Origin of the sequence: Krasilnikovia sp. MM14-A1004 (assembly GCF_047159485.1) — a bacterium.
Taxonomy (GTDB): Bacteria; Actinomycetota; Actinomycetes; order Mycobacteriales; family Micromonosporaceae; genus Actinoplanes.
The window spans coordinates 2,910,432-2,934,829 of the sequence record NZ_AP038773.1 but is presented as its reverse complement, the minus strand read 5'-3'; the positions used below and the strand labels follow the sequence as shown (position 1 = coordinate 2,934,829).

Below are 24,398 nucleotides of genomic sequence, written 5' to 3'. Positions count from 1 at the left end.
CAGGACGTTGCGCTGAAGGGTGCGCAGACGTTAGCAAGCTGTTTCAGCGATTGGAAGAGTTTTCAGAAGACTAGAAAGAGTTTGCTGAAGCGTTACAGTGTCGCCATGCGCGCACGATTGTCCGACATCGCCCGCCAAGCCCAAGTCAGCGAGGCGACGGTCTCCCGCGTCCTCAACGACCGGCCCGGCGTCTCGGCCGAGACCCGGCAGGCGGTCCTGACGGCCCTGGACGTGCTCGGGTACGAGCGCCCGGAACGGCTGCGCAAGCGCAGCGCCGGTCTGGTCGGTCTCGTGGTGCCGGAGCTCGACAACCCGATCTTCCCCGCGTTCGCCCAGGTGATCGAGTCGTCGCTGGCGCAGACCGGCTACACGCCGGTGCTGTGCACCCAGACGCCCGGCGGCGTCACCGAGGACGAATACGTCGAGATGCTGCTGGACCGGCAGGTTTCCGGCATCATCTTCGTCGCCGGCCTGCACGCCGACACCTCCGCCGACCACGAGCGATACGCCAAGCTGATCGAGCGCCCGCTGCCGATCGTCTTCATCAACGGGTACGCCGAAGGGCTGGACGCGCCGTTCGTCTCGGCCGACGACCGGATGGCCGGCGAGGCAGCGGTCGCGCACCTGGTGGCGCTCGGCCACCAGCGGATCGGCTTCATCTCCGGGCCGGACAGGTTCCTGGCGGTGCAGCGCAAGCTCGCGGGCTACCGGGCCGCCATGACGCGCGAGCTGGGCACCACCGACCGCGAACTGGACGAGCTGATCGCGCTGACCCTGTTCGGCGTCGAGGGGGGCGAGGTGGCCGCCAGCCGCCTGCTGGAGCGCGGTGTGACCGGCCTGGTGTGCGGCTCGGACCTGATGGCGCTGGGCGCCATCCGCGCCGCCAAGCGCCACGGCCTGCACGTTCCCCGCGACGTCTCGGTGGTCGGCTACGACGACTCGCCGCTGATCGCGTTCACCGATCCGCCGCTGACCACGCTGCGCCAGCCGGTCGCCGCGATGGGCAACGCCGCGGTGCGCGCCCTGGTCGACGAGATCAACGGGCACGCCACCCCGCGATCCGAGTACGTCTTCACCCCGGAGCTGGTGGTGCGCGGCTCCACCGCCGTCTCCCCCGGACGGCGCACCCCGACCGCGGCGTCGTTCTCCGCGGCCTAACCCCGCGGTCATCGATGTGAACGGCGTTCCCGGCAAGCCGGGAACGCCGTTTCATTGTGGTCCGTGAAAGTTTTTGCGGCGGCAGGCAGCGCCGGGCAACTCACCGAACAGGGGTTCTGCCGGTACGCCGCCATCGGTCAACGAACTTTTCTGTAACACAAGCCAGGACTGAACGGGGCAAAGCGCGCCCGCCGATCGAGTGCTGTCTCTTTACCACCTGGTAACACGGTGGTAATTTGCCTCACACTTGCGCAAGAAGTTGCATCGGGCCTTCCCACCAGCCCCTCCGCTCCCGCGTCCTGGAGGCTTCCCATGCGTACCCGAAAGGTCGTCGCCGCCACGGCGACCGCCGTCCTCGCGGCGGCGCTGGTCACCGTCGGCGCCGTCCGCCAGGGTGACCGGGCCGAGGCTTCGTCCGCCTCGCCCGGCGCCCACGACGTCATCGTGCATCTCTTCGAGTGGCCGTGGGCCGACGTCGCCACCGAGTGCAGGGACGTGCTCGGCCCGAAGGGCTTCGGCGCCGTGCAGGTCTCGCCGCCGCAGGAGCACGTCGTGCTGCCCGGCAAGGGTTACCCCTGGTGGCAGGACTATCAGCCGGTCAGCTACCAGCTCACCAGCCGGCGCGGCGACCGGGACGCGTTCAGGAAGATGGTCGACATCTGCCACAACGCCGGGGTGAAGATCTACGTCGACGCGGTGGTCAACCACATGGCCGGTGGCGCCTCCACCGGCAAGGGCAGCGCGGGTTCCAGCTACACCCAGTACAGCTACCCGGCCGTGCCCTACGTCGACGCCGACTTCCACCACTGCGGCCGCAACGGCAACGACGACATCAAGAACTACAAGGACAAGTGGGAGGTGCAGAACTGCGAGCTCGACGACCTGTCCGACCTCAAGACCGAGTCGTCGACCGTACGGAGCAAGCTGACCGCGTACCTCAACGACCTGGTGTCGCTGCACGTGGACGGGTTCCGGATCGACGCCGCCAAGCACATCCCGGCGGGTGACCTGGCCGCGATCGTCGACCCGGTCAACGGCGACCCGTACGTGTACTCCGAGACCATCGAGGGTGACGCGGGCGGGCCCACGCCCGAGGAGTACACAGGGATCGGCGACGTCACCGAGTTCCGGTACGGCGACGTGGTCGGCTCCGCGTTCCGCGACGGCAGTCTGTCGAACCTGAACAACCTGGCCGGTTCCATGCGGGTGGGCACGGACGACGCGATCGCGTTCGTCGACAACCACGACACCCAGCGCAACGGCGGCGCCAAGCTCACCTACAAGGACGGCACGTCGTACGCGCTGGCCGAGGCGTTCATGATCGCCTGGCCGTACGGGACGCCGCAGGTGATGTCGAGCTTCAGCTTCACCAACAAGGAGGCCGGGCCGCCCGCCACCGACAGCGGCACCACCACCGCCGTCAGCTGCGGCAACGGCTGGGTGTGCGAGCACCGCTGGCGCAGCACGGAGAACATGGTCGGGCTGCGCAACGCGGCCGCGGGTGTCGGGGTCACCGCCTGGTGGTCGAACGGCTCGAATCAGATCGCGTTCGGCCGGGGCAGCGCGGCGTTCGTCGCCTTCAACCGCGCCGGATCCCCGCTGACCCGCACCTTCCAGACGAACCTGCCCGCGGGAACGTACTGCGACGTGATGAGCGGCGACTTCACCAACGGGTCGTGCGGCGGGACCACGTATCAGGTGAACAGCGGCGGTCAGTTCTCCGCGACGGTGCCCGCGAACGGGGCGCTGGCGCTGCACATCGGTGCGCGTACCGGCGGTGCGGCGTTCTGTTCCGCGGCCGTGGAGGTGAACGCCACGACGTCCTGGGGTCAGAACGTCTTCGTGGTGGGCGATACGGCGGCGCTGGGCAACTGGGACCCGGCCCGGGCGGTGCCGCTGTCGTCGGCGACGTACCCGGTGTGGCGGGGCACCGTCCACCTGCCGACCGGCACGGCGGTGCAGTACAAGTACATCAAGAAGAACGGCGAGCAGGTGATTTGGGAGAGCGACCCCAACCGCAGCCGCACCACTGGGTCGTCACCGTGCACGACGACGTGGAGCGATACCTGGCGGTGAGCTGAGCCGAACGGGGCGGGGCCGGTGCGTGATGCATCGGCCCCGTCGTCATGTCGGGAGGCTCACAGAAATGGCCGCAAAATAAGGCGCCGCTGCGAATTCCACGGGGGAAGAACTCGCAACGGCGTTGGGAAAAGGTTAGCGGGTAGCGGGCTGCCCGTCCACCCGGGAGATGACCGAACCGATGAGCTTCTGCCAGTCCGACGTGAACTGCGGGCTCTGGCTGCTGTTGTTCAGCCGGTAGATGGCGTACGAGTCGAACAGCAGCACGTTGCGCTTGACCAGCACGGCGACCGCAGTGTCGGCGGTGCTCGGGTGCTTGGGCTCGTACTGCTTGTGGCGGACCACCACGAATCCGGACCATTCGCCCTGGCTCAGCGGGGTGGTGCGGACCGTCTCCGTGTACGCCGGCTCCTGTGCCTCGCCGGTGTCACGGGCGTCCATGTCGATCGTGGGCGGGCACGCGTCGGCGACCACCTTCAGCGCGTACTGCCCGGCCTGGGCGGCCGCGGCGTCGGGGTAGACCAGAGCGGTCTGGGTCAGCGTCTGCGCCCCTGTCGTCCCCTCGTCCACCAGGGGGGCTGTGACCACCTGGGGGCTGCCCGGCAGCGGCGGGGCGGGGTTGTCGGCGCCGCAGAGGCTGGCGAGCTGGGGCGGCGCCGTGGAGGCGTCGGGAGCCTTCCAGGTCGGCCCGACGTCCTTGCCCTGCAGCAGGGCGGCTTGCATGGTGGCGGCGCTGATGACGCCACGACCGGGTGCCGGCTTGTCGTCGCCGCCGGAGCTGCATCCGGCGACGAGCGCGGCGGCGCAGAGCGTGGCGGCGGCGCCCCGGAAGGCCTGTCGGGTCACGAGCATCCGGCCATCTTTGCAGACCCGGCTAGGTAGTGATCGGGCGATCGCTCTGCGTGACTAGATGGCCTCGGCCAGCAGTTCCAGGCACCGGTGCCGGGCGGCCCGGTCGTAGATCGTGGTGGCCAGCATGATCTCGTCGGCGCCGGTCTCGGCGGCCACGGCGGCCAGCCGCTCGATGACCGTGGTGGGCGCCCCCAGTGCCTGCTGGGCGTTGTACTCCGCCAGCCGCTGCTCGACCTCGTCGGGCAGTTTCACCTCGGCGGCGGCGCTCGGGGGCAGCAGCGGCTGGTCGGCCCGGCCCTCGAACAGCCCCGCCCGGACCAGATCCAGCGGCCGCCCCAGCACGGCCGCCTCGTCGTCGGTGTCCGCGCAGGTCGTCTCGACCGCGACGAGCACGTACGGGCGCTGCCGCCAGCGGGAGGCCCGGAAGCTCGCGTGGTAGCGGTCCACCGCCTCGAGGGTGTTCTGCGGCCGGATGTGGTGGGCGAACGCCAGCGGCAGCCCCAGCTCCCCGGCCAGCGCGGCGCCCGCAGCACTCGACGACAGCAGCCAGGGCTCGACGGTCGGGGACTGCTCGGGCAACACCGGCGCCGGGCCGTGATCGGTCAGGTGCCCGAGCAGTTCGACGATGCCGGCCCGGTAGCTGTCGTCGGTGGTGGGTGGGGCGCCCCGTTGCAGCGCCGCCACGATCGCCGGGTCGAACGTGCCGGGCCCCCTACCGATGCCCAGGTCGATCCGGTCGGGGTGCAGCGCGTCCAGCGTGGCGAACTGCTCGGCCACGGCCCACGGCGCGTGGTTGGGCAGCAGCACTCCCCCGGAGCCGACCCGGATCCGGGTGGTGGTCGCGGCGGCGTGTGCGGCCAGCACGGCCGGGGCGGCACTGCTGATCAGCGGGGCGCCGTGATGCTCGGCGAACCAGGCGCGGCGCAGGCCGAGCCGGTCGCCGAGTGCCACCGTGGCGACCGTGATGGCCAGCGCCTCCCGTGCCGAGCGGCCCTGCTCGACCGGTGCGACCTCCAACATGGACAGCGGGGGCAGACGCCGGGCGCCGGGCACGCTCATGCACGGAACTCTATCGGCGCACGGCGACACGAACCGGGCCGGGGTGTTTCAGCGCACAGGCGGGCGCCCGGACCGGCTACGCCGATCAGGCGGGCGCCCGGACCGGCTACGCCGGGCGCGGGGTACGCGACCAGCGCAGTACGGCCGCCCCGACGGACATGCCGCCGCCGAAGCCGGCCAGCAATACCACGTCGCCGTCGCGCAGCGCGCCCTCGCGGGCGGCGGCGTCCAGGGCGATCGGCACCGACGCGCTGCCGGTGTTGCCGTACCGGTCGAGGACGAGGTGGGTCCGTGCGTTCTGCAGCTCGCAGGCGCCGACCAGCTCGTCGAGCATGACGCCGTTGGCCTGGTGCGGCACGAAGTGGTGCACGTCCTCGGCGGTCAGCCCGGCGCGTTTGAGCAGGTCGGCGAGGACCGAGGGGACGCCGTCGGCGACGAAGTCCCGCACGCCGCGGCCGTCCATCCGGAACCAGTGCGCGCCGCTGGCCACGGTCTCGTGCGAGGCGGGCATCCGGCTGCCACCGGCCTCGACGCGGATCAGCCGGTGCGCGTCGCCGCGGCTGACCAGTTCCACGTCGAGCAGTCCGTACCCGTCCGCGACGGCGCCGACCACGGCGGCGCCGGCGCCGTCGCCGAACAGCGCGGCGGTGCGGCGGTCGGTGAAGTCAAGAATTCGTGAGTACACGTCGGCGGCGACGACCAGCACCACCGCGTCCGGGTTGGCGACCACGAGGCTGCGCGCGAGGGCTAGGCCGAAGACGAAGCCGGCGCAGACCACGTTGATGTCGAGGCAGGCGGCGCGGGTGGCGCCGATCGCGGCCTGCACGAGGTTGGAGGTGGGCGGCTGGGGCGAGTCACCGGTCGAGGTCGCGACGATCAGGTAGTCGACGCGGTCGGCCGGCAGGTGGGCGTCCGCGAGCGCCGCGAGCGCAGCGCCGGTCGCCAGGTCTGAGGTCGCCTCGTGCGGTGCCGCGAACCGGCGTGCCTCGATCCGGGTCTTGCGCACCACCCAGGCGGGATCCGCGCCGCGCGTGAACGTCGCCAACTCCTCGTTGGTGACCACGCGGTCGGGAAGGTAGGAGCCGGTACCGAGGATTCCGACGCCACCTTCGGTCATTTTTGCCCGCCTTTCGCAAATCCGACAATTTCGCCCCACCGACGTGGGGCGGCCTATCGAAGCCTGGTCGCCGGAGATCGTTCTCGCTATACGCGAAAAAGGTCTGAGCGTGCGCGAACCGGCGCGCACCAGGGGCCGAAGGCGTCGGCGGGGGCGCGAACGGGCGGCGCGCAAGGGTCCGTTGTGGCCAGGGCTGATGGCACGTACGGCCGATTCCCATGGTCAGCGGGCAATATCACCTGATGGGAGCCAATCGAGCATCATCGCTCTCTCAGTAGAGCGAAGTAAATGCCAGATGTGTCACATATTTGTTACGTGCGAACTCTTCACATTCGGAATGGCATTCATGAAAATCTATCTCACATCCCGGCCCGACCCGGCCGGGAAGGAGAGGAGCAACGGTGCGCACCAAAGCCATTCTGAGCGCTACGACGTTCGCCGCGTCCGTGGCGCTGGCCGCAGTCGCCTCCCCGGCGCAGGCCGCCGTCGGACCGGTCACCCCCAGTTTCGCGGTCGACCACGCCACCAGCGCCGTGCGGGGCCACGCCACCGCGTTCGCCGCCGGTGCGGGCGACACCTTCGCCTCGCGCGGGGTGCTCGTCGAGCCCAACGGCACCAGCCACGTTCACCTCAACCGCAGCTACCTCGGACTGCCGGTCATCGGCGGCGACGTCATCGCGCACCTGAGCGAGACCGGCGCTCTGCGCGACGTGACCCGCAGCCAGACCGCGCCGCTCACCCTGGCGACCACCCCGAAGCTGAGCGCCGCCACGGCGAACAGGGCCGCCGCCGCCGCACTCAAGGGCACCCCGAACGGCGCCGCCACCCTCGCCGTCGACGCGATCCCCGGCACCCCGCTGCTGGTGTGGCGCACCAGGGTCGACACCGCGAAGGGACAGTTCCACGCCCTGATCGACGCCGCCAGCGGCAAGGTGGTCGACAGCTGGGCCGAGGAGCAGACCATCGGCGGCACCGGCAACGGCTTCAACGTGGGCTCCGTCGCGCTGGACACCACGCAGTCCGGCAGCACGTACCAGCTCAAGGACCCCGAGCGGGGCGACACGTACACCGTGGACATGAACAACCGGCGCTTCGGCAAGGGCACGCTGTTCACCGACGCCGACAACGCCTGGGGCACCGGCGCGCTGTCGAACCGCCAGACCGTCGCGGTCGACGCCCAGTACGGCGTCGCCGAGACCTGGGACTTCTACCTGGAGACCTTCGGCCGCCGCGGCATCGCGGGCGACGGCAAGGGCAGCTACAACCGGGTGCACTACGGCAGCGGCTACAACAACGCCAGCTGGTCCGACACCTGCTTCTGCATGACGTACGGCGACGGCGACGGCAGCACGTACGGCCCGTTCGCCTCGCTGGACGTGGCGGGCCACGAGATGACCCACGGCGTCACCTCCCGGACCGCGGGCCTCGTGTACAGCGGCGAGTCCGGCGGGCTCAACGAGTCGATGAGTGACATCTTCGGCACGCTTGTCGAGTTCTACTCGAACAACGCCAAGGACCCGGGTGACTACCTGATCGGCGAGAACATCGCGCTGAGCCACCAGCCGCTGCGCTACATGGACGACCCGTCCAAGGACAGCCGGTCGGCGAAGTGCTGGAGCAGCACGGTGAAGAACCTGGACGTGCACTACTCCTCCGGCGTCGGCAACCACGCCTTCTTCCTGCTGGCGGTCGGCAGCGGCACGCACACCGTCGGCGGGGTCACGTACACCAGCCCGACCTGCAACAACGGCACGGTCACCGGCATCGGCAACGCCGCCGCCGGGGCGATCTTCTACAAGGCTCTGACCACGTACATGACCTCGAACACCGACTACGCGGCGGCCCGCACCGCCACCCTGAACGCCGCCCGCGACCTGTACGGCACCGGCAGCGCGCAGTACAGCGCCACCGCGGCCGCCTGGTCGGCGGTCAGCGTGGGCTGACCTGCTCCAGGCCCTTCCGGGGCCGCACGCCGAAACGGCGTGCGGCCCCGTTCGCGTATACACCCCCGGCCGAAGGTTCGCCGTCCGGCTGCGGGGGTGAGCCCCTCGGGCGATCATGGACCAATGGAGTCGACCGCAATAAGTAAACAAACTTAACGTTTTGGTCCGGCGACGTAGGCCCAATCGTTATCCAGTCGATCAACCGGAAATCGTTGCGCAACCCCGCCGTCACGCATTGACTGAGTTCCGGGTAGCGCCCGGGAAGGGGCATGTGCTGTCACATCCGAAACGCGAACATAGGGAGAGGCATGTCCGGTCAACCAACCAGACCCGCATTCCGGGTCGCCCTCGCCGGAACCCTCGGCGTGGGGCTCGCGTTCAGCCTGGCCGCGTGCGGTAGCAGCAACGACTCCAAGAGCGGCAGCTCCGGCGCGTCGGCCCAGGCAATCGACTGTTCTCCATATACCAAGTACGGCGACCTCAAGGGCAAGACGGTCACGGTGTTCGCCGGCATCGTCACGCCCGAGGACCAGGCGTACAAGGATTCCTACAAGCCATTCGAGAACTGCACCGGGGTCACCGTCAAATACGAGGGCGACAAGTCGTTCGAGACCCAGGTGCTGGTCCGGGCCCAGGCCGGCAATCCGCCCGACATCGCGATCGTGCCGCAGCCGGGCCTGTTGCAGCAGCTCGTGGCCACGGGCAAGGCCGTACCGGCGCCCGAGGAGGTCTCGGCCAACGTCGACAAGTTCTGGAGCAAGGACTGGAAGGGCTACGGCACGGTCAACGGCAAGTTCTACGCCGCGCCGTCCGGGGCCAGCATCAAGAGCCTGGTCTGGTACTCCCCCACCTTCTTCAAGGACAACGGCTACCAGATCCCGAAGACGCTCGACGAGCTGAAGGCCCTGACCGACAAGATGGTCGCGGACAAGAAGGTCCCGAAGCCGTGGTGCGCCGGCATCAGCAGCGGTGAGGCCACCGGCTGGCCGATCACCGACTGGATGGAGGACTTCATGCTCCGGCTGTACGGGCCGGAGACGTACGACAAGTGGGTAAAGCACCAGATCCCGTTCAACGGTCCGGAGTCGACCGCCGCGCTCGACGCGGTCGGGCAGTACCTGAAGAACCCGGACTACGTCAACGGCGGTCTGGGCGACGTCAAGAGCATCGCCACCACCACCTTCCAGGACGCGGGTCTGCCGATCCTGGACGACCAGTGCGCGATGCACCGGCAGGCCAGCTTCTACGCCGCGAACTTCCCCAAGGACAAGAAGGTGGCCGAGGACGGCGACGTCTTCGCGTTCTACCTGCCCGGCAAGGACGCCAGCAGCAAGCCGCTGCTCGGCGGCGGCGAGTTCAACCTGGCGTTCGCGGACCGGCCCGAGGTCAAGGCGTTCCAGCAGTACCTGTCCACGGACACCTGGGCCAACGTGAAGGCCTCTGTCTCGCAGGGCTGGGTCAGCGCCAACAAGGGCCTGGACATCAGCAAGCTGGGCAGCCCGATCGACAAGCTGGCCGCCACGCTGCTGCAGGACCCTGCTGCGGTGTTCCGCTTCGACGGCTCCGACCAGATGCCGGCGGCCATCGGCTCGAACGCGTTCTGGAAGCAGGCGACGAACTGGATCACCGGCCAGGACACCAAGACGACGGTGGACAACATCGAGAAGGCCTGGCCGAAGTAGGCCCGACCGTATGACCTGACGTGCCGTCCGGGCCGGCCGGTGGCGGAACCCTCCGCCGTCGGCCGGCCCGTTCATCCCCAGGGAGGTAACTCCGTGTTCCACACGGCGCAGACCACCTCGGAGAAGTTCTTGCAGATGTTCGCCGCGATTCTGATGTTCGCGGCGGTCATGGGCGTGATCCTCTTCGTCGCCGGGCGCGTCGGCGGGCGGCGCAACGACAGGGTCGTCGCGTACGCCTACCTGGTGCCCGCACTGCTCATGCTGAGCGTCGGCCTGGCCTATCCCGGCCTGCGCACCATCTACGATTCGTTCTTCGACGCCCACCTCGTGAACTTCATCGGCCTCGACAACTACAAGACGATCTTCACGGACTCCGAACAGCTCGTGGTGCTGCGCAACACCGTCCTGTGGGTGGTGGTGACGCCGTTCGTGGCCACGGCGATCGGCATGCTCTACGCGATCCTGGTGGACAAGGCCCGGCTGGAGTCGTTCGCCAAGGCGCTGATCTTCCTGCCGATGGCGATCTCGTTCGTCGGCGCCTCGATCATCTGGCGGTTCGTGTACACGTACCGTCCGAACCAGCCCGGTGTGCAGCAGATCGGGCTGCTCAACCAGATCATCGTCTGGCTCGGCGGTGAGCCGCAGCAGTGGCTGGTGGACTCGCCGCTGAACACGTTCCTGCTCATCGTCGTCATGATCTGGATCCAGTCCGGCTTCGCGATGACCGTGCTGTCGGCCGCCATCAAGGCCATCCCCGACGACATCGTGGAGGCGGCGCGGCTCGACGGGGTCGGCGCGTGGGGCATGTTCCGGTTCGTGACCCTGCCGAGCATCCGCCCGGCCGTCGTCGTCGTGCTCACCACGATCGGCATCGGAACCCTGAAGGTCTTCGACATCGTACGGACGATGACCGGCGGCCAGTTCGACACCAGCGTGATCGCCAACGAGTTCTACAGCCAGAGCTTCCGCAGCGACAACCAGGGGCTCGGCGCCGCCCTGGCGGTGCTGCTGTTCCTGCTGGTCATCCCGATCGTCGTCTACAACATCCGGCACCTGCGAGCCTCGGAGTCCCGATGAGCACGACGAGCGACGTGCAAGTCCCGCCGCTGAGCGCGGAGAAGCCGACCGCCGCGGCGGTCGCGAAGCGACAGCTCACCTCCCCGTGGGCCTCACTGGCCGCAGTCGTCATCGCGTTCGTGTGGACGATCCCCACGTTCGGGCTGTTCGTCTCCTCGTTCCGGCCGGAGAAGGAGATCAAGACGACGGGCTGGTGGACGTTCTTCAGCGACCCCACGGTCACGCTGGACAACTACCGCGCCGTGCTGGACCCCGAGGCCGGTACCGGGCTGGGTGACTACTTCGTCAACTCGATCGTCATCGCGATCCCGTCGGTGCTGATCCCGCTGTTCCTGGCGGCGCTGGCCGCGTACGCGTTCGCCTGGATCAAGTTCCCGGGCCGCAACATGCTGTTCCTGGCCGTGTTCGCGTTGCAGGTCGTGCCCCTTCAGGTGGCCCTGATCCCCCTGCTCAAGCTGTACGTGGGCACCGGCATCAACAACACGTTCTGGACGCTGTGGCTGTCGCACTCGGCGTTCGCGCTGCCGCTGGCCATCTACCTGCTGCACAACTTCATGCGGGAGGTGCCGGCGGGGCTGCTGGAGGCGGCCCGGATCGACGGCGCGGGCCACGTCGCGATCTTCTTCCGCGTGCTGCTGCCGCTGATGCTGCCCGCCATGGCGGCGTTCGCGATCTTCCAGTTCCTGTGGGTCTGGAACGACCTGCTGGTCGCGCTGACGTTCGCCGGGGGTGGCACCGAGGTCGCGCCGGTCACGCTCGCGCTGGCGAACCTCAGCGGCACCCGCGGCACCGCCTGGCACCTGCTGTCCGCGGGCGCGTTCGTGTCGATCCTCGTACCCGTGGCGATCTTCCTGCTGCTGCAGCGCTACTTCGTCCGCGGCCTGCTGGCGGGCAGCGTGAAAGGGTGAAACACCGGACAAGATGAACGGGCCGCGGTCTCCATTGACCGCGGCCCGTTCAGTTCAGAGGGCGGCGCGGCCGGCTTCCAGCCGCGCCACCGGTACCCGGAACGGGGAGCAGGACACGTAGTCCAGCCCCGCCTCGTGGAAGAAGTGCACAGACTCGGGGTCGCCGCCGTGCTCGCCGCACACACCCAGCTTCAGGTCCGGACGGGCCGCCCGGCCCTCCTGCACGGCGATCCGCACGAGGCGCCCGACACCGTCCCGGTCCAGCGACTCGAACGGTGAGATGCCGAAGATGCCCAGCTCCAGGTACTTCCAGAAGAAGGCGCCCTCCACGTCGTCGCGGGAGAAGCCCCAGGCCATCTGGGTGAGGTCGTTGGTGCCGAAGGAGAAGAACTCGGCGGCCTCGGCGATCTGCCCGGCGGTCAGCGCCGCCCGCGGGACCTCGATCATCGTGCCGATCAGGACGGTCACCCCGGCATCGCCGATCACCTCGGCGATGATCTTCTCGGCCTCCGCGCGTACCGTCTCCAGCTCCTGCACGGCGCCGACCAGCGGCACCATGATCTCGGGCCGCGGGTCGCGGCCCTCACGGGCCAGCGTCGCGGCGGCCTCGGCGATCGCGCGGACCTGCATCGCGAACAGGCCCGGAATGACCAGGCCGAGACGTACGCCGCGCAGGCCCAGCATCGGGTTCTGCTCGTGCATCCGCCGCACCGCGGCCAGCATCTCCTCTGTACGCCCGGCGTCCTCGCCGCGCTCGTGCGCGACCGCGACCTGCACCGCGAGGTCCTCCAGCGACGGCAGGAACTCGTGCAGCGGCGGATCGATGAGCCGGACGGTGACGGGCAGGCCGTCCATCTCGCGCAGGATCTCGACGAAGTCGGCGCGCTGCAACGGCAGCAGGGCGGCCAGGGCGTCCGCCCGCTCGGTGTCGGTGGCCGCCAGGATCAGGCGCTCCACCAGCTCGCGGCGGTCGCCGAGGAACATGTGCTCGGTGCGGCACAGGCCGATGCCCTCGGCGCCGAAGCGCCGCGCGCGGGCCGCGTCCGCGCCGGTGTCGGCGTTGGTGCGCACGCGCAGCCGCCGCTGGGCGTCGGCGTGCGACATGATCAGGTGTACGGCGGCGACCAGCGGGTCGTCGCTGTATTCGGCGGCCAGCTCACCCTCGAAGTAGCGCACCACCTCGGACGGGCGCACCGGCACCGGACCCAGGTACACCCGGCCGGTGGTGCCGTCGATCGAGACGACCTGGCCCTCCTCGATGCGGGTGCCGCCGACCGTGAACGCGTCCCGGCCGACCTCCAGCTCGTCCGCGCCGCAGACGCAGGTCTTGCCCATGCCGCGGGCCACCACGGCGGCGTGGCTGGTCTTGCCGCCGCGCGAGGTGAGGATGCCCTGGGCGGCGATCATCCCGGCGAGGTCGTCGGGGTTGGTCTCCCGGCGGACCAGGATCACCGGTACGCCGTCGGCGGCCAGCTCGACCGCGCGACGCGAGTCGAACACGGCCTGGCCCACGGCGGCGCCCGGCGAGGCACCGACGCCGCGGGTCAGCGGGGTCGGCTCACTGGACAGGTCGAAGCGCGGGAACATCAGCTGGGCCAGCTGGGCGCCGGAGACCCGGCGCAGCGCCTCATCCAGGTCGATGCGGCCCTCGGCGACCAGCCCGGCAGCGATCCGGAACGCGGCCGCGGCGGTGCGCTTGCCGACCCGGGTCTGCAGCATCCACAGCTTGCCGCGTTCGATGGTGAACTCGATGTCGCACAGGTCGCGGTAGTGCTCCTCCAACGTGGACATGATGCCCATCAGTTCGTCGAAGGACTTCTTGTCGAGCTGTTCGAGGTCCTGCAGCGGCACGGTGTTGCGGATCCCGGCGACGACGTCCTCGCCCTGGGCGTTGGCGAGGTAGTCGCCGTACACGCCGGGCTCGCCGGTGGCGGGGTCGCGGGTGAACGCGACGCCGGTGCCGGAGTCGGCGCCCAGGTTGCCGAAGACCATGGAGCAGATGTTCACCGCGGTGCCCAGGTCGGCGGGGATGCGCTCCTGGCGGCGGTACAGCACGGCGCGTTCGGCGTTCCAGGAGCGGAACACCGCCTCGATGGCGAGGTCGAGCTGCTCGCGCGGGTCCTGCGGGAAGTCGTGCCCGGTGTGCTTCACGAAGATCTTCTTGAACTTGGTGACGAGACCGCGCAGGTCGTCGGCGTCCAGTGCCAGGTCGTCGCGGACGCCCTTGGCGCGCTTGGCCTCGGCGATGGCCTCCTCGAAGTCCTCGCCCGGCACGTCGCAGACGGTCTTGCCGAACATCTGGATCAGGCGCCGGTAGGAGTCCCACGCGAACCTGTCGTTGCCGCCCGCCTGCGCGGACAGCCCGGTCACGGAGTCGTCGTTGAGGCCGACGTTGAGGACGGTCTCCATCATGCCGGGCATGGAGTGCACGGCGCCGGAGCGTACAGAGACCAGCAGCGGGTCCGTGGCGTCGCCGAGGCGGCGGCCCATGGCGGCCTCCAGGCTCGCCAGGTGCTCGGCGATCTGGGTGTCGAGCCCGTCGGGGCGGTGCCCGTCGGCGAGGTAGCGGCGGCAGGCGGTCGTGGTGATGGTGAAGCCCGGCGGCACGGGGAGCCCCAGGTTCGTCATCTCGGCCAGGTTCGCGCCCTTGCCGCCGAGCAGGTCCTTGAGGTCCCGGTTGCCGTCGGCGAAGTCGTACACGAACGTCTCGGCCATGATTGCCTCCTCCGCAGCGCCGCGTTTTCTTCCGGTGAGAGTCCCACGGGATTCCGCATGTTAGGCATCGTTCAAACATGCCCGAAATGCTTTGAGACTGACTGCACAGGCGATCAACGCTTGCTGCTCGGAAAGCGCTTCCACCGCGCACGAACACGCAAGAACCCAGGTCAGCGGGGGTACCGCTGGCGCATTCGCGCCGGAATTGGAAGGGGAGGGGGGATGGAAGAATCGCTGTTCTTTCGCCCCTCGACCCATTGCCGGTCAATTTCCGGGGCACCGGTGAATGGGCCCGCCCGCCGGATCGGCGGGCGGGCCCGGTGGCTCAGCTGCTGAAGACCTGGAACTCCGCGGCGTTCACCGACTGGGCGGCGGCGGACGCCGTAGCGCAGTCCGTGGCACCCCGGGGGTCGTTGTCCTGTTCCCCGGCGTAGAGCGGGTTGCCGGTGCACTGGTTCTGCAGGGTGCGCAGGCGCACGTGGGTGGCCGGGGTCGGCCGTACCGTGAACGAGCGCAGGATCTGCTGCGGCACCTTCGGCCGGAACTGCCCGGCCGGGAACGCGTCCGCCGGGCTGGTGTAGATGCTGTGGTACCCGGCGTCGGTGGCGCAGTCCTGGCCGCGGGTGGCGTCGCAGGCCAGCACCTCGAACTGGCGCAGCCCGCTGAACCCGCCGCCGAACGTGCTCAACTGCACCCGGGACACCAGCTTGGCGGTGTCCCCGGCCAGGTCCACGGTGACCTGACGTCCGGCCGCGCCGCCGCCGGCGCTCCACACGCTGGCCTCGGCGTCGTCGGCGAGCGCGGCGAGCCCCGAACCGTCACCGGTGATCGTGGCACCGGAGGCGGACGACGCCAGGTTCGTGGGCAGCACGACACCGACGACCGGGCTGGCGCCCGGATACAGCGTCTGGGTCCACCGCTTGCCGCCGAAACCGCGGCCCACCGCGTAGAACCGGTACGTGCCCGGCGCGAGCGTCACCGTGTCCGGGATCGCGGTGGCCGGGTCGGTGTCGGCGACCGGGACCGCGCCGGACTCGTAGTCGCCGATGTAGAGCCGCACCGGCTTGCCCGTGGCGTCGCCCAGCGGCTTGAACGTGACCTCGATGTTGTCCACCACCGGCGAGGCGAAGCTGGGCGCCGGGTCGGAGTCGGACGGGCCGCTGGCCGCGCCGGCACCGAAACCGCGCGCCGCGAACGCGTTCCACAACAGGTCGGCGTTGGCGCCGTCGAAGCGCAGCGCGTCCGCGGTGATCATGTTGTCGCGCATGTCCAGCATGCTGACCTGACCGGTGGCCTGCAGCAGGAACGAGTCGAAGACCAGCTGCACCCAGCGGCGGTTGCCGGGGCACTCGGTCACCGGCGTGGCGCCGGTCGCGCAGCTCTCCTGCTGTGCGCGGGTGCCCGCGCCGTACTTGTTGATCAGGGCGCGGCGGATGTCGACGTTCGTGGCGCTCCAGATCTCGCCGTCGGGATGCACGCCGGGGAACCGGTCGTAGCCGTAGTCGCTGTAGTTGAGCGGGCTGTTGCTCATGTCGTAATTGCGGATGCCGGTGGCGTTGTCCCCGGTCACGTACGCGCCGGTGACGAACGGGGTGTTGCCGCGCGGGGTGTAGCCGCTCTCGTACAGGTACTCCATCGCCATCAGGTCGGACCAGCTCTCGCCCATGGCACCGCCCTGGGACGAGGTGATGCTGCCGTCCGGCCCGGCGATCATCCGGTTGGAGATGGCGTGGGTGTACTCGTGCCCGATCACTGTCATGTCGAAGTCGCCGTCCACGCACGGCGGGTACGCGGCACCCGCGAACGGCTGCCACATGTACATGTTCGTGACCGGCAGCATCCCGTCCGGCGGGGTGGACTGGTTGGCGTTGTTGCGGGTGGTCTGGGTGGCGGCGCCCTGCTGGGCGTTGCCGTGCTCGGGGTCGGCGCCCTTGCCGTACGGGCCGGCGTTGGTCTTCTGCAGGTTCCAGGTGGCCTCGGTGAAGCCCAGGTGGTACGCCCAGTCGTGCATCCGGTTGTGCATCGCGAACAGGTTCGCGGTGGCGGCGTCGACGTCGGCCTGGTCCGCCGACGTCAGCGACGCAGGGTCGCACTTGGTGGCGTTCCACTGGTTGGTGAACGGGTAGGTGTAGTTGCGGTCGGGGCGGGCACTGGCCGGGATCTGCGGGGTGCCGTTGCCCCAGTAGCGCACCGACTCGGCCGAGTTGCCGACGGTGGTCGACGAGGTCGCGCCGGTGGCCGGGTCGATGTCCCAGTCCCGGCCGGTCGCCGGGTCGATCGCCGCGCGGGCGCAGTCGGCGGCGGAGCGGGCGCACCAGGTCTGCCGGGTGTCCGAGGTGCCGGTCGGGGTGGCGGGGAAGACCTTCCAGCGCGGGTTGTCGGCGTCGAAGTTGACCAGGTTCTCGCGGATCAGCACCGCACCGCTGCGCGCGTCGACGTACGTCGTGTAGCCCAGCGGGTGGTCCGTGTCGCGGGAGAGCACGACCACCTCGAACGCGGCGCGCGGGGCGGCGCCGGGCATCGGCACGGCCACCCGGCGGATCCGCTGCTGGGCCAGCTCTGCGCCGGGGATCTTCGCGTCCGCGAGGGCCTTGGCCAGTGCCGCGGCGGGGGTGAGCGTGGCGGGGGCGGGGCGCTCGGTGCGCGGGCTCAGCGAGGAGGTCACCCGCAGGACGTCGCCGCCCTTGACCGCCACGGCCACCAGGCCGTCGTGGGCGGCGGGCAGGCCGCCGTACCGTTGGCGCAGCAGCACGACAGTGCCCGCGCCGACCTTCGTCTTCGCGACGGTCTGCATGGTGTCGACGTCCGTCGCGTTCTGCGCGAACAGCGCCTGGCTGCCCTTGAGGTAACGACGGGCGACCGTCTCGGGGTCGGCGGCGGGCCCGGCGGCCAGCGTCCGCCGGGTGGTCGGGGTCAGCGAGGCGGGGGTGCCCAGCCGGTTCCAGCGGGCGACGACCCCGTCGCCGGGGAGCAGGGAGCGCTGGGCGGCGGATGGGGCCGCGGTGCCGGGACGGTTGTCGACGAAGTCGTACTCCGAGCCGGTGGGGGCGCCGGTCAACGGCGTGGCCGAGGACGGCTGTTGCGGACTGGCCGCGGCGCCGATCGGGGCGGTGATGACCAGTGTGGTGGCGAGTAATCCGACGACGGCGGACCTTCTGGGTCTGCGCACGGTACCTCCGTAGATCGATCTGTGCCGATCGTCGGACGATACGTCTCCATCAACGTTCATAGATGAACGAAACCGGTTAACAACTCCGCCGGATTTCGATCGCCGCGCCACCGGGGAGCGCGCGGTCGTCATGTCCCGCTATTCCGACAAATGATCTAAAGAGCGGATTTAGGCTGGACGCCGATCAGGTGCCGCTTCGCCTCGCGACGTGTCCTGCGCCCCGGAGCGGCCGACGCAGGGCAGGCGAGGAGGCCCCCATGAGCCACGACATCACGCCCGGGCGCCGCCGGTTCGCCGCGGTCGCCGTCAGCATGCTCGCCACGGTCACCGCCGCCGGCTTTCTCGGCGTACCCGCGGCGGCCGCGACCCCGGCCGATCCCGCCGCCGTGCCGTCGCGGGCGATGGTCGACCAGGTGGCCACCGACCTCGGGCTGACACCGGCCGGGGCCCGGACGCGGCTGCGCGCCGAGTATCGCGCGGCCCTGATCGCTCCGGCGGCCCGGCGCGCGGCGGGCGCCGCGTACGGTGGCGCGGTCTTCGACCCGGCCACGGCGAACCTCGTCGTCGGCGTCACCGACCCCGCCGCCGTCGCCTCGGTCCGCGCCACCGGCGCCGCGGTCAGGCTGGTGCCCCGCAGCCTCGCCCGGCTCGACGCCACCATGCGCGTGCTCGACGCGCGGACCGCGCCCCGCTCGGTCACCGGGTGGCGGGTCGACGAGGCCGCCGACCTGGTCGTCGTGACGGCCACCGGGCGCGGCCCGACCGCACCGGTGCGCCGGTTCGTCGCCGGCCTCACCGGCCTGCGGGTGGACTACCGCGCGGCCGCGGTGGCACCCCTGGCCGAGCTGATCGGCGGCGACGCCATCTACGGCGGGAACGCGCGGTGCTCGCTGGGCTTCACCGCCCGCCGCACCACCGGCGCCTATCTGGTGCTGACCGCCGGGCACTGCACCAACATCGCGACCAGCTGGTCCGGGTTCAACCGGACCGTGATCGGCACCCGGTTCGGGACGTCGTTCCCCGGCAACGACTACGGGTCGATCACCGTCAACCTGGCCAGCTGGACACCCACCTCCAAGATCAAGGGCGGGTCGTCCGTGCTGGGCTCGACGGTCGCCCCGGTCGGCAGCTCCGTGTGCCGGTCCGGCTCGACGACCGGATACCACTGCGGCATCATCACCGCGCGCAACCAGACGGTGAACTACGCGCAGGGCACCGTGTTCGAGCTGACCCGCACCACGGTGTGCGCCGAGCCGGGTGACTCCGGAGGTCCGTACGTCAGCGGGCGCCAGGCGCAGGGGGTGACCTCCGGCGGGAGCGGGAACTGCACCTCCGGCGGGACCACGTTCTTCCAGCCGGTCGCCGAGATCCTCGCGGCGTACTCCGCGGCGCTCGTGGTGGGTTGACCACGACATTCACGGCGATAGGTTCCCCAACCCGACACCGCACCGCTAGGTTGGCGGTGGGGCGGCGTCGACGGGAGGACCTGAATGGACCGGATCGGCCCGCTGGCCGCGCGGCTGCTCGCCGAGCTCGGCCCCGACCGCGTCATCAGTGACCGCCAGGAGCTGCGCACGTACGAGTGCGACGGCCTCACCCACTACCGGGTCGTGCCCGCCCTGGCGGTACTCCCCCGCGACCAGGCCGAACTCGCCCGCACCGTACGGGCCTGCGCGGATGCGGGCGTGCCGTTCGTGGCGCGTGGCTCCGGCACGGGGCTGTCCGGCGGCGCGCTGCCGCACGCCGAGGGCGTGCTCGTGGTGACCTCGCGGATGCGGGCCATCATCGAGGTCGCCCCGGACGACGAGCGGGCCGTGGTCGAACCGGGCGTGATCAACCTGCAGGTCAGCCAGGCGGCCGCGCCGTACGGCTACTACTACGCGCCGGACCCGTCGAGCCAGCAGATCTGCTCGATCGGCGGCAACGTCGCGGAGAACTCGGGCGGCGCGCACTGCCTCAAGTACGGCTTCACCACCAACCACGTCACCGGCGCCACCGTCGTCACCCCGGACGGCGACGTGGTGCGGCTCGGCGGGCGCGCCCCGGACACCCCCGGCTACGACCTGCTCGGCGCGTTCGTCGGCTCCGAGGGCACCCTCGGCATCGCCACCGAGGTGACCGTGCGGCTGGTCCGGCGGCCGGAGACCGTCCGTACGCTGCTGGCCGCGTTCCGGAGCACCGACCAGGCCGGCGCGGCGACCTCGGCCATCATCGCCGCCGGGGTCGTACCGGCGGCGGTCGAGATGATGGACGCGCTGGCCATCGAGGCCGCTGAGGCGGCCGTGAACTGCGGCTACCCGCCCGGCGCGGGCGCCGTACTCATCGTCGAGCTGGACGGCCCGGCCGCCGAGGTGCAGGCCCAGTTCGCGCAGGTCACCGCGCTGTGCGAGGCGAACGACGCGTTCGAGCTGCGGATCGCCGCCGACGACGCCGAACGGGCCCTGTTCTGGAAGGGTCGCAAGTCCGCGTTCGCCGCTGTCGGCCGGATCAGCCCCGACTACATCGTGCAGGACGGGGTGATCCCCCGCACCGCGCTGCCGCAGGTGCTGCGCCGCATCGGCGAGGTGTCCGCCGAGCACGGCGTCCGCGTGGCCAACGTGTTCCACGCGGGCGACGGCAACCTGCACCCCCTCGTGCTGTTCGACGACGCCGTGCCCGGCGAGGCCGAACGCGCCGAGCAGGTCTCCGGCGCGATCCTCGACCTGTGCATCGAGCACGGCGGCTCGATCACCGGCGAGCACGGCGTCGGCGTCGACAAGGCGCGCTACATGCCGCGCATGTTCACCGCCGACGATTTGGACACGATGCAGCTCGTGCGGTGCGCGTTCGACCCGGACGGGCTGTCCAATCCGGGCAAGGTGTTCCCCACCCCGCGGCTGTGCGGGGAGGTGCCGGGGCGGCGCAAGGGGGCGCATCCGGCGCAGGAGGCCGGACTCGCGGAGGTCTTCTGATGACCGCCCTCGACGAGCTGACCGAGCCGGCGAAGGACGACGACGCCGTCGCGGGGGTAGCGGCGCGGCTGGTGGCCGCGCCCTCCTCCACCGCGCAGGCCGCCGCGGTGCTGCGGGCGGCGGCCGACGCGGGCCTGGCCGTGGCGTTCCGCGGCGGCGGCACCAAACTGGACTGGGGCGCGCCACCGCGGGAGCTCGACCTCATCGTGGACACCCGCCGCCTCACCGGCGTGGTCGAGCACGCGGCCGGGGACCTCATCGTGGTCGTCCGGGCCGGCACGCCGGTGGCCGACCTGCGCGAACACCTCACCCCGGCCGGGCAGCAGCTCGCGCTGGACACGGCGGAGGTGGGCGCCACGGTCGGCGGCACGGTCGCGGTCAGCACCAGCGGGCCCCGCCGCCAGCTGTACGGCACGGCCCGCGACCTGGTCATCGGCATGACCGTGGTCCGTGCCGACGGCACCGTCGCGCACTCCGGCGGCAAGGTCGTCAAGAACGTCGCCGGGTACGACCTGGCCAAGCTGTTCACCGGCGCGTACGGCACGCTGGGGCTGATCACCCGGTGCGCGTTCCGGCTGCACCCGCTGCCCGGCGCCGAGGCCGTCGTCCGTGCGGCACCGCCCGACCTCGCCGCCGCGCTGGCCGCGATCCACGCCGCGCAGGTGGTGCCCAGCGCGGTGGAGCTGGACGCGGAGTCCGGCGAGGTCGCCGTCCTGGTCGAGGGCACCCCGGCCGGGGTACGGGACCGGGTCGCCACCCTGACCCGGATCCTCGGCGACGACGCGGGACGCCCGCACTGGTGGGGCACGTACCCGTGGGAGCCCGGCGGCACCGGCCTCAAGCTGACCGCGGCGCTGTCGCGGGTGCCCGCGCTGGTGGCCCGCGCCGCCACGCGGGCCCGGGTGCGCGGCTCCGCCGGCACCGGCGTGCTCTACGCGGGCCTGCCCGCGGACACACCGCCGGACGAGGCGGCCGACGCGGTGACGGAGTTGCGGGCGGCGGCCGGTGAGGCGGGCGGGCACGCGGTGGTGCTCACCGCGCCCGCCGGGGTCCGCGCGCGAGTGGACATGTGGGGTCCGGTGGACGGGCTGGCGCTGATGCGCCGGGTCAAGCAGCAGTTCGACCCGGACGCGCGGCTGGCCCCGGGGCGTTTCGTGGGAGGCATCTGATGAGCGAGGCGACCGAACGCGACGTGCTCGGGCCGGTGGTGGGCGCGTTCGACGCGCACGAGCCGCCCTCGCGCGAGCTGGCCGCGGACTGCGTGCACTGTGGATTCTGCCTGACCACCTGCCCCACGTACGTGCTGTGGGGCGAGGAGGCGGACTCGCCGCGCGGGCGCATCCACCAGATCCAGCAGGGGCTGGACGGTGAGCCGCTGACCGACTCGATGGTGACCCACATCGACCGCTGCCTGGGCTGCATGGCGTGTGTGACCGCGTGCCCGTCCGGGGTGCGCTACGACCGGCTCATCGAGGCCACCCGGGCGCAGGTGGAGCGGCGGCACCCCCGTACGGCGTGGGAACGCGCCCTGCGCGCGGCGATCTTCGCGCTGTTCCCGTACCCGAACCGGCTGCGGCTGCTGCGCGGGCCGCTACGGGCGTACCGGGCCAGCGGGCTGCAACGCCTGGTGGCCCGCACCGGGCTGCTGCAGCGCCTCGGACCGACCATGGCCACCCTGGAATCGCTCACCCCGCGACTGAGCGCGGTGCCGCGGCCGCCGCGGCGGGTGCCCGCCCGGGGGCCACGCCGGGCCGTCGTGGGCATGCTGACCGGGTGCGTGCAGAGCGCATTCTTCCCGGACGTCAACTCCGCGACCGTACGGGTGCTCGCCGCCGAGGGCTGCGACGTGCTGATCCCGGCGCGGCAGGGCTGCTGCGGTGCGCTGAGCGTCCACAACGGACGGACGGAGGAGGCGCGGCGGTTCGCGCGGGCGCTCATCGACACGTTCGCGGACACCGGCATGGACTATCTGGTGGTCAACGCGGCGGGCTGCGGGTCGTCGCTGAAGGAGTACGGCGACCTGCTGGCCGACGACCCGGCGTACGCGTCACGGGCGGCCGAGTTCGCCGCACGGGTCCGGGACCTGTCCGAGGTGCTGGTGGAGCTGGGTCCGGCCGTGCCCCGGCAACGGCTGGAGGTCACCGTCGCCTACCACGACGCCTGCCACCTCGGGCACGCGCAAGGGGTGCGGGCGCAGCCCCGGCAGCTGCTGCGCGCGATCCCCGGCCTGCGGCTGCGGGAGATCGCCGACCCGGAGATCTGCTGCGGCTCGGCCGGCATCTGGAACGTGCTCAACCCGGAACCGGCCGCGCAGCTCGGCGACCGCAAGGCCGGCGACGTCCTGGCCACCGGCGCCGAGCTGCTGGTGACGGCGAACCCGGGCTGCCTCATGCAGGTCGCGGCGGCGCTGCGGCGGCGGGGCGCGACGATCGGGCTGGCGCACACCGCGGTGGTGCTGGACGCGTCGATCCGCGGGCTGCCCGCCGCCGCGCTGACGGGCGAGCGAACCTAGTCGACGGCCATCTCCCCCAGCTCGGACCAGTCGTCGGAGTCGAGGGTGGTGTTGATGATGCGCGGCGTCTCGGCCAGGTGCCGGGGCAGGTCCTGCCGGGCCTGCTGGAAGTGGGCGCTGTTCACGTGCGCCGCACCGGCCGCGTCGTCGCGGAACGCCTCGACCAGCACGTACTCGGTCGGGTCGGCGATGCTGCGGGACCAGTCGAACCACAGGCAGCCCGGTTCGGCGCGGGTGGCCTCCGTGAACGGGGCCGCGATCGCGGGCCAGCGGTCGGCGTCCTCGGGCCTGACCCGGAACTTCGCCGTAATGAAGATCATCTGATTCGCCCCTCTCGGCGCCGCACCGCCGCGGCCCGGATGTCGTCCACACTGCCGTGCGGTGTCTCATTCTGCCCGCCGCCGGGCCGGGCGGACGCGGCGACGGCGGCGTGGCAGGATCCAGGGGTGCCGCCACCCACCTTCGCCCGGCTGCTGCCGGAAACGGTGGTGGCGGTCGAGGCCTTCGGCGATCCCGGCACCGAACCGGTCTTCCCCGGCGAGGAGGACCTGGTGGCCAACGCGGTGGAGGGCCGCCGCCGCGAGTTCGTGACGGCCCGCCGGTGCGCCCGCGAGGCCCTGGCCCGGCTCGGCCACGCGCCCGCCCCGATCCGGCGCGGCCCCAAGGGATCGCCGGTGTGGCCGCCGGGCGTGGCGGGCAGCATCACCCACTGCACCGGGTTCCGCGCGGCCGCGGTCACCCCGATCGGCGAGATCGTCAGTGTCGGCATCGACGCCGAGCGGGCCGGACCGCTGCCCGACGGGGTCCAGCCGCTGATCACCGTGCCGGGCGAGCCCGAACTGCTGGACCGGCTCACCGCCGCCCACCCCGGCCGGTCCTGGGGCACGGTGCTGTTCAGCGCCAAGGAGTCGGTGTACAAGGCGTGGTTTCCGCTCACCGGGCGCTGGCTGGGATTCGAGGACGCCCGGCTGAGCATCGACCCGGACGCGGGCACGTTCCGCGCCGACCTGCTCGTCCCCGGCACCCGCCGCGACGGCGGTGCGCCGCTGACCGAGCTGAACGGCCGGTTCCTGCTCGGCGCGGACCTGGTCTTCACGGCCGTGACGGTGGAAGCGGACTGAGCGGGATCCTGCCCGCCGTGACCAGCCCGATCCCGATGGCCGCGACCGCGGACGA

At 71.2% G+C, this 24,398-nt stretch carries 17 protein-coding genes; 11 read left to right on the top strand and 6 right to left on the bottom strand.

Features of this window, described 5'->3' with window-relative positions:
• Positions 1-105: 105 nt before the first annotated feature.
• Together ACMCNN_RS13280 and ACMCNN_RS13275 are read left to right on the top strand one after the other, a co-directional pair.
• Complete coding sequence (locus ACMCNN_RS13280) at positions 106-1,158, top strand: LacI family DNA-binding transcriptional regulator (protein ID WP_412746503.1); 1,053 nt, start codon at positions 106-108, stop codon at positions 1,156-1,158.
• Between the two features lie 312 nt (positions 1,159-1,470).
• A complete protein-coding gene (locus ACMCNN_RS13275; protein WP_412746502.1) occupies positions 1,471-3,234 on the top strand; it encodes a carbohydrate-binding module family 20 domain-containing protein in 1,764 nt (587 codons plus the stop codon).
• A 138-nt stretch (positions 3,235-3,372) separates the two neighbouring features.
• Here ACMCNN_RS13275 and ACMCNN_RS13270 read toward each other — a convergent pair whose 3' ends face one another.
• The 3 genes from ACMCNN_RS13270 to ACMCNN_RS13260 form a co-directional block, all read right to left on the bottom strand.
• Positions 3,373-4,089 carry a hypothetical protein gene (locus ACMCNN_RS13270; protein ID WP_412746501.1) on the bottom strand — a complete coding sequence of 239 codons (717 nt, stop codon included), beginning with the start codon at positions 4,087-4,089 and terminating at the stop codon, positions 3,373-3,375.
• Between the two features lie 54 nt (positions 4,090-4,143).
• The gene (locus tag ACMCNN_RS13265; protein ID WP_412746500.1) at positions 4,144-5,148 is read right to left on the bottom strand and encodes an MsnO8 family LLM class oxidoreductase; all 1,005 of its coding nucleotides are present in this window, start codon (positions 5,146-5,148) and stop codon (positions 4,144-4,146) included.
• Positions 5,149-5,254: 106 nt separating this feature from the next.
• Positions 5,255-6,265, bottom strand: a complete 1,011-nt coding sequence (locus tag ACMCNN_RS13260; protein ID WP_412746499.1) for a 3-oxoacyl-ACP synthase III family protein — start codon at positions 6,263-6,265, stop codon at positions 5,255-5,257.
• A 401-nt stretch (positions 6,266-6,666) separates the two neighbouring features.
• Between ACMCNN_RS13260 and ACMCNN_RS13255 the strand changes: the two genes are divergently transcribed.
• From ACMCNN_RS13255 to ACMCNN_RS13240, 4 genes are all read left to right on the top strand, one after another.
• Positions 6,667-8,208: a M4 family metallopeptidase gene (locus ACMCNN_RS13255; protein WP_412746498.1), complete on the top strand. Its 1,542-nt coding sequence runs from the start codon at positions 6,667-6,669 to the stop codon at positions 8,206-8,208.
• Between the two features lie 308 nt (positions 8,209-8,516).
• The gene (locus ACMCNN_RS13250) at positions 8,517-9,890 is read left to right on the top strand and encodes an ABC transporter substrate-binding protein (RefSeq protein WP_412746497.1); all 1,374 of its coding nucleotides are present in this window, start codon (positions 8,517-8,519) and stop codon (positions 9,888-9,890) included.
• Between the two features lie 135 nt (positions 9,891-10,025).
• Positions 10,026-10,967 (top strand): carbohydrate ABC transporter permease, encoded by a 942-nt coding sequence (locus tag ACMCNN_RS13245; RefSeq protein WP_412747152.1) that lies wholly within the window; start codon positions 10,026-10,028, stop codon positions 10,965-10,967.
• Positions 10,964-11,875 (top strand): carbohydrate ABC transporter permease, encoded by a 912-nt coding sequence (locus ACMCNN_RS13240; protein ID WP_412746496.1) that lies wholly within the window; start codon positions 10,964-10,966, stop codon positions 11,873-11,875. The genes ACMCNN_RS13245 and ACMCNN_RS13240 overlap by 4 nt, the downstream gene beginning before the upstream one ends.
• A 54-nt stretch (positions 11,876-11,929) precedes the next feature.
• Here ACMCNN_RS13240 and ppdK read toward each other — a convergent pair whose 3' ends face one another.
• Positions 11,930-14,590 carry a pyruvate, phosphate dikinase gene (gene ppdK / locus ACMCNN_RS13235; RefSeq protein ID WP_412746495.1) on the bottom strand — a complete coding sequence of 887 codons (2,661 nt, stop codon included), beginning with the start codon at positions 14,588-14,590 and terminating at the stop codon, positions 11,930-11,932.
• A gap of 325 nt (positions 14,591-14,915) precedes the next feature.
• The gene (locus tag ACMCNN_RS13230; protein ID WP_412746494.1) at positions 14,916-17,759 is read right to left on the bottom strand and encodes a M36 family metallopeptidase; all 2,844 of its coding nucleotides are present in this window, start codon (positions 17,757-17,759) and stop codon (positions 14,916-14,918) included.
• A gap of 257 nt (positions 17,760-18,016) precedes the next feature.
• Between ACMCNN_RS13230 and ACMCNN_RS13225 the strand changes: the two genes are divergently transcribed.
• The 4 genes from ACMCNN_RS13225 to ACMCNN_RS13210 all read left to right on the top strand — a co-directional run bounded on the left by ACMCNN_RS13225 (position 18,017) and on the right by ACMCNN_RS13210 (position 23,222).
• The gene (locus ACMCNN_RS13225) at positions 18,017-19,165 is read left to right on the top strand and encodes a S1 family peptidase (RefSeq protein ID WP_412746493.1); all 1,149 of its coding nucleotides are present in this window, start codon (positions 18,017-18,019) and stop codon (positions 19,163-19,165) included.
• Positions 19,166-19,249: 84 nt separating this feature from the next.
• On the top strand, positions 19,250-20,710 hold the full coding sequence (locus ACMCNN_RS13220) for an FAD-linked oxidase C-terminal domain-containing protein (RefSeq protein WP_412746492.1): 1,461 nt from the start codon (positions 19,250-19,252) through the stop codon (positions 20,708-20,710).
• Positions 20,710-21,879, top strand: coding sequence for an FAD-binding oxidoreductase (locus ACMCNN_RS13215; RefSeq protein WP_412746491.1), 1,170 nt, complete (start codon positions 20,710-20,712; stop codon positions 21,877-21,879). Before ACMCNN_RS13220 ends, ACMCNN_RS13215 begins: the two co-directional genes overlap by 1 nt.
• Complete coding sequence (locus ACMCNN_RS13210; RefSeq protein WP_412746490.1) at positions 21,879-23,222, top strand: (Fe-S)-binding protein; 1,344 nt, start codon at positions 21,879-21,881, stop codon at positions 23,220-23,222. Before ACMCNN_RS13215 ends, ACMCNN_RS13210 begins: the two co-directional genes overlap by 1 nt.
• Here the strand turns inward: ACMCNN_RS13210 and ACMCNN_RS13205 are convergent.
• Positions 23,219-23,542, bottom strand: a complete 324-nt coding sequence (locus ACMCNN_RS13205; RefSeq protein ID WP_412746489.1) for a putative quinol monooxygenase — start codon at positions 23,540-23,542, stop codon at positions 23,219-23,221. The genes ACMCNN_RS13210 and ACMCNN_RS13205 overlap by 4 nt on opposite strands.
• 126 nt (positions 23,543-23,668) lie before the next feature.
• Here ACMCNN_RS13205 and ACMCNN_RS13200 point away from each other — a divergent pair, with 126 nt between their 5' ends.
• Positions 23,669-24,343: a 4'-phosphopantetheinyl transferase family protein gene (locus ACMCNN_RS13200; protein WP_412746488.1), complete on the top strand. Its 675-nt coding sequence runs from the start codon at positions 23,669-23,671 to the stop codon at positions 24,341-24,343.
• Positions 24,344-24,398: the final 55 nt, after the last annotated feature.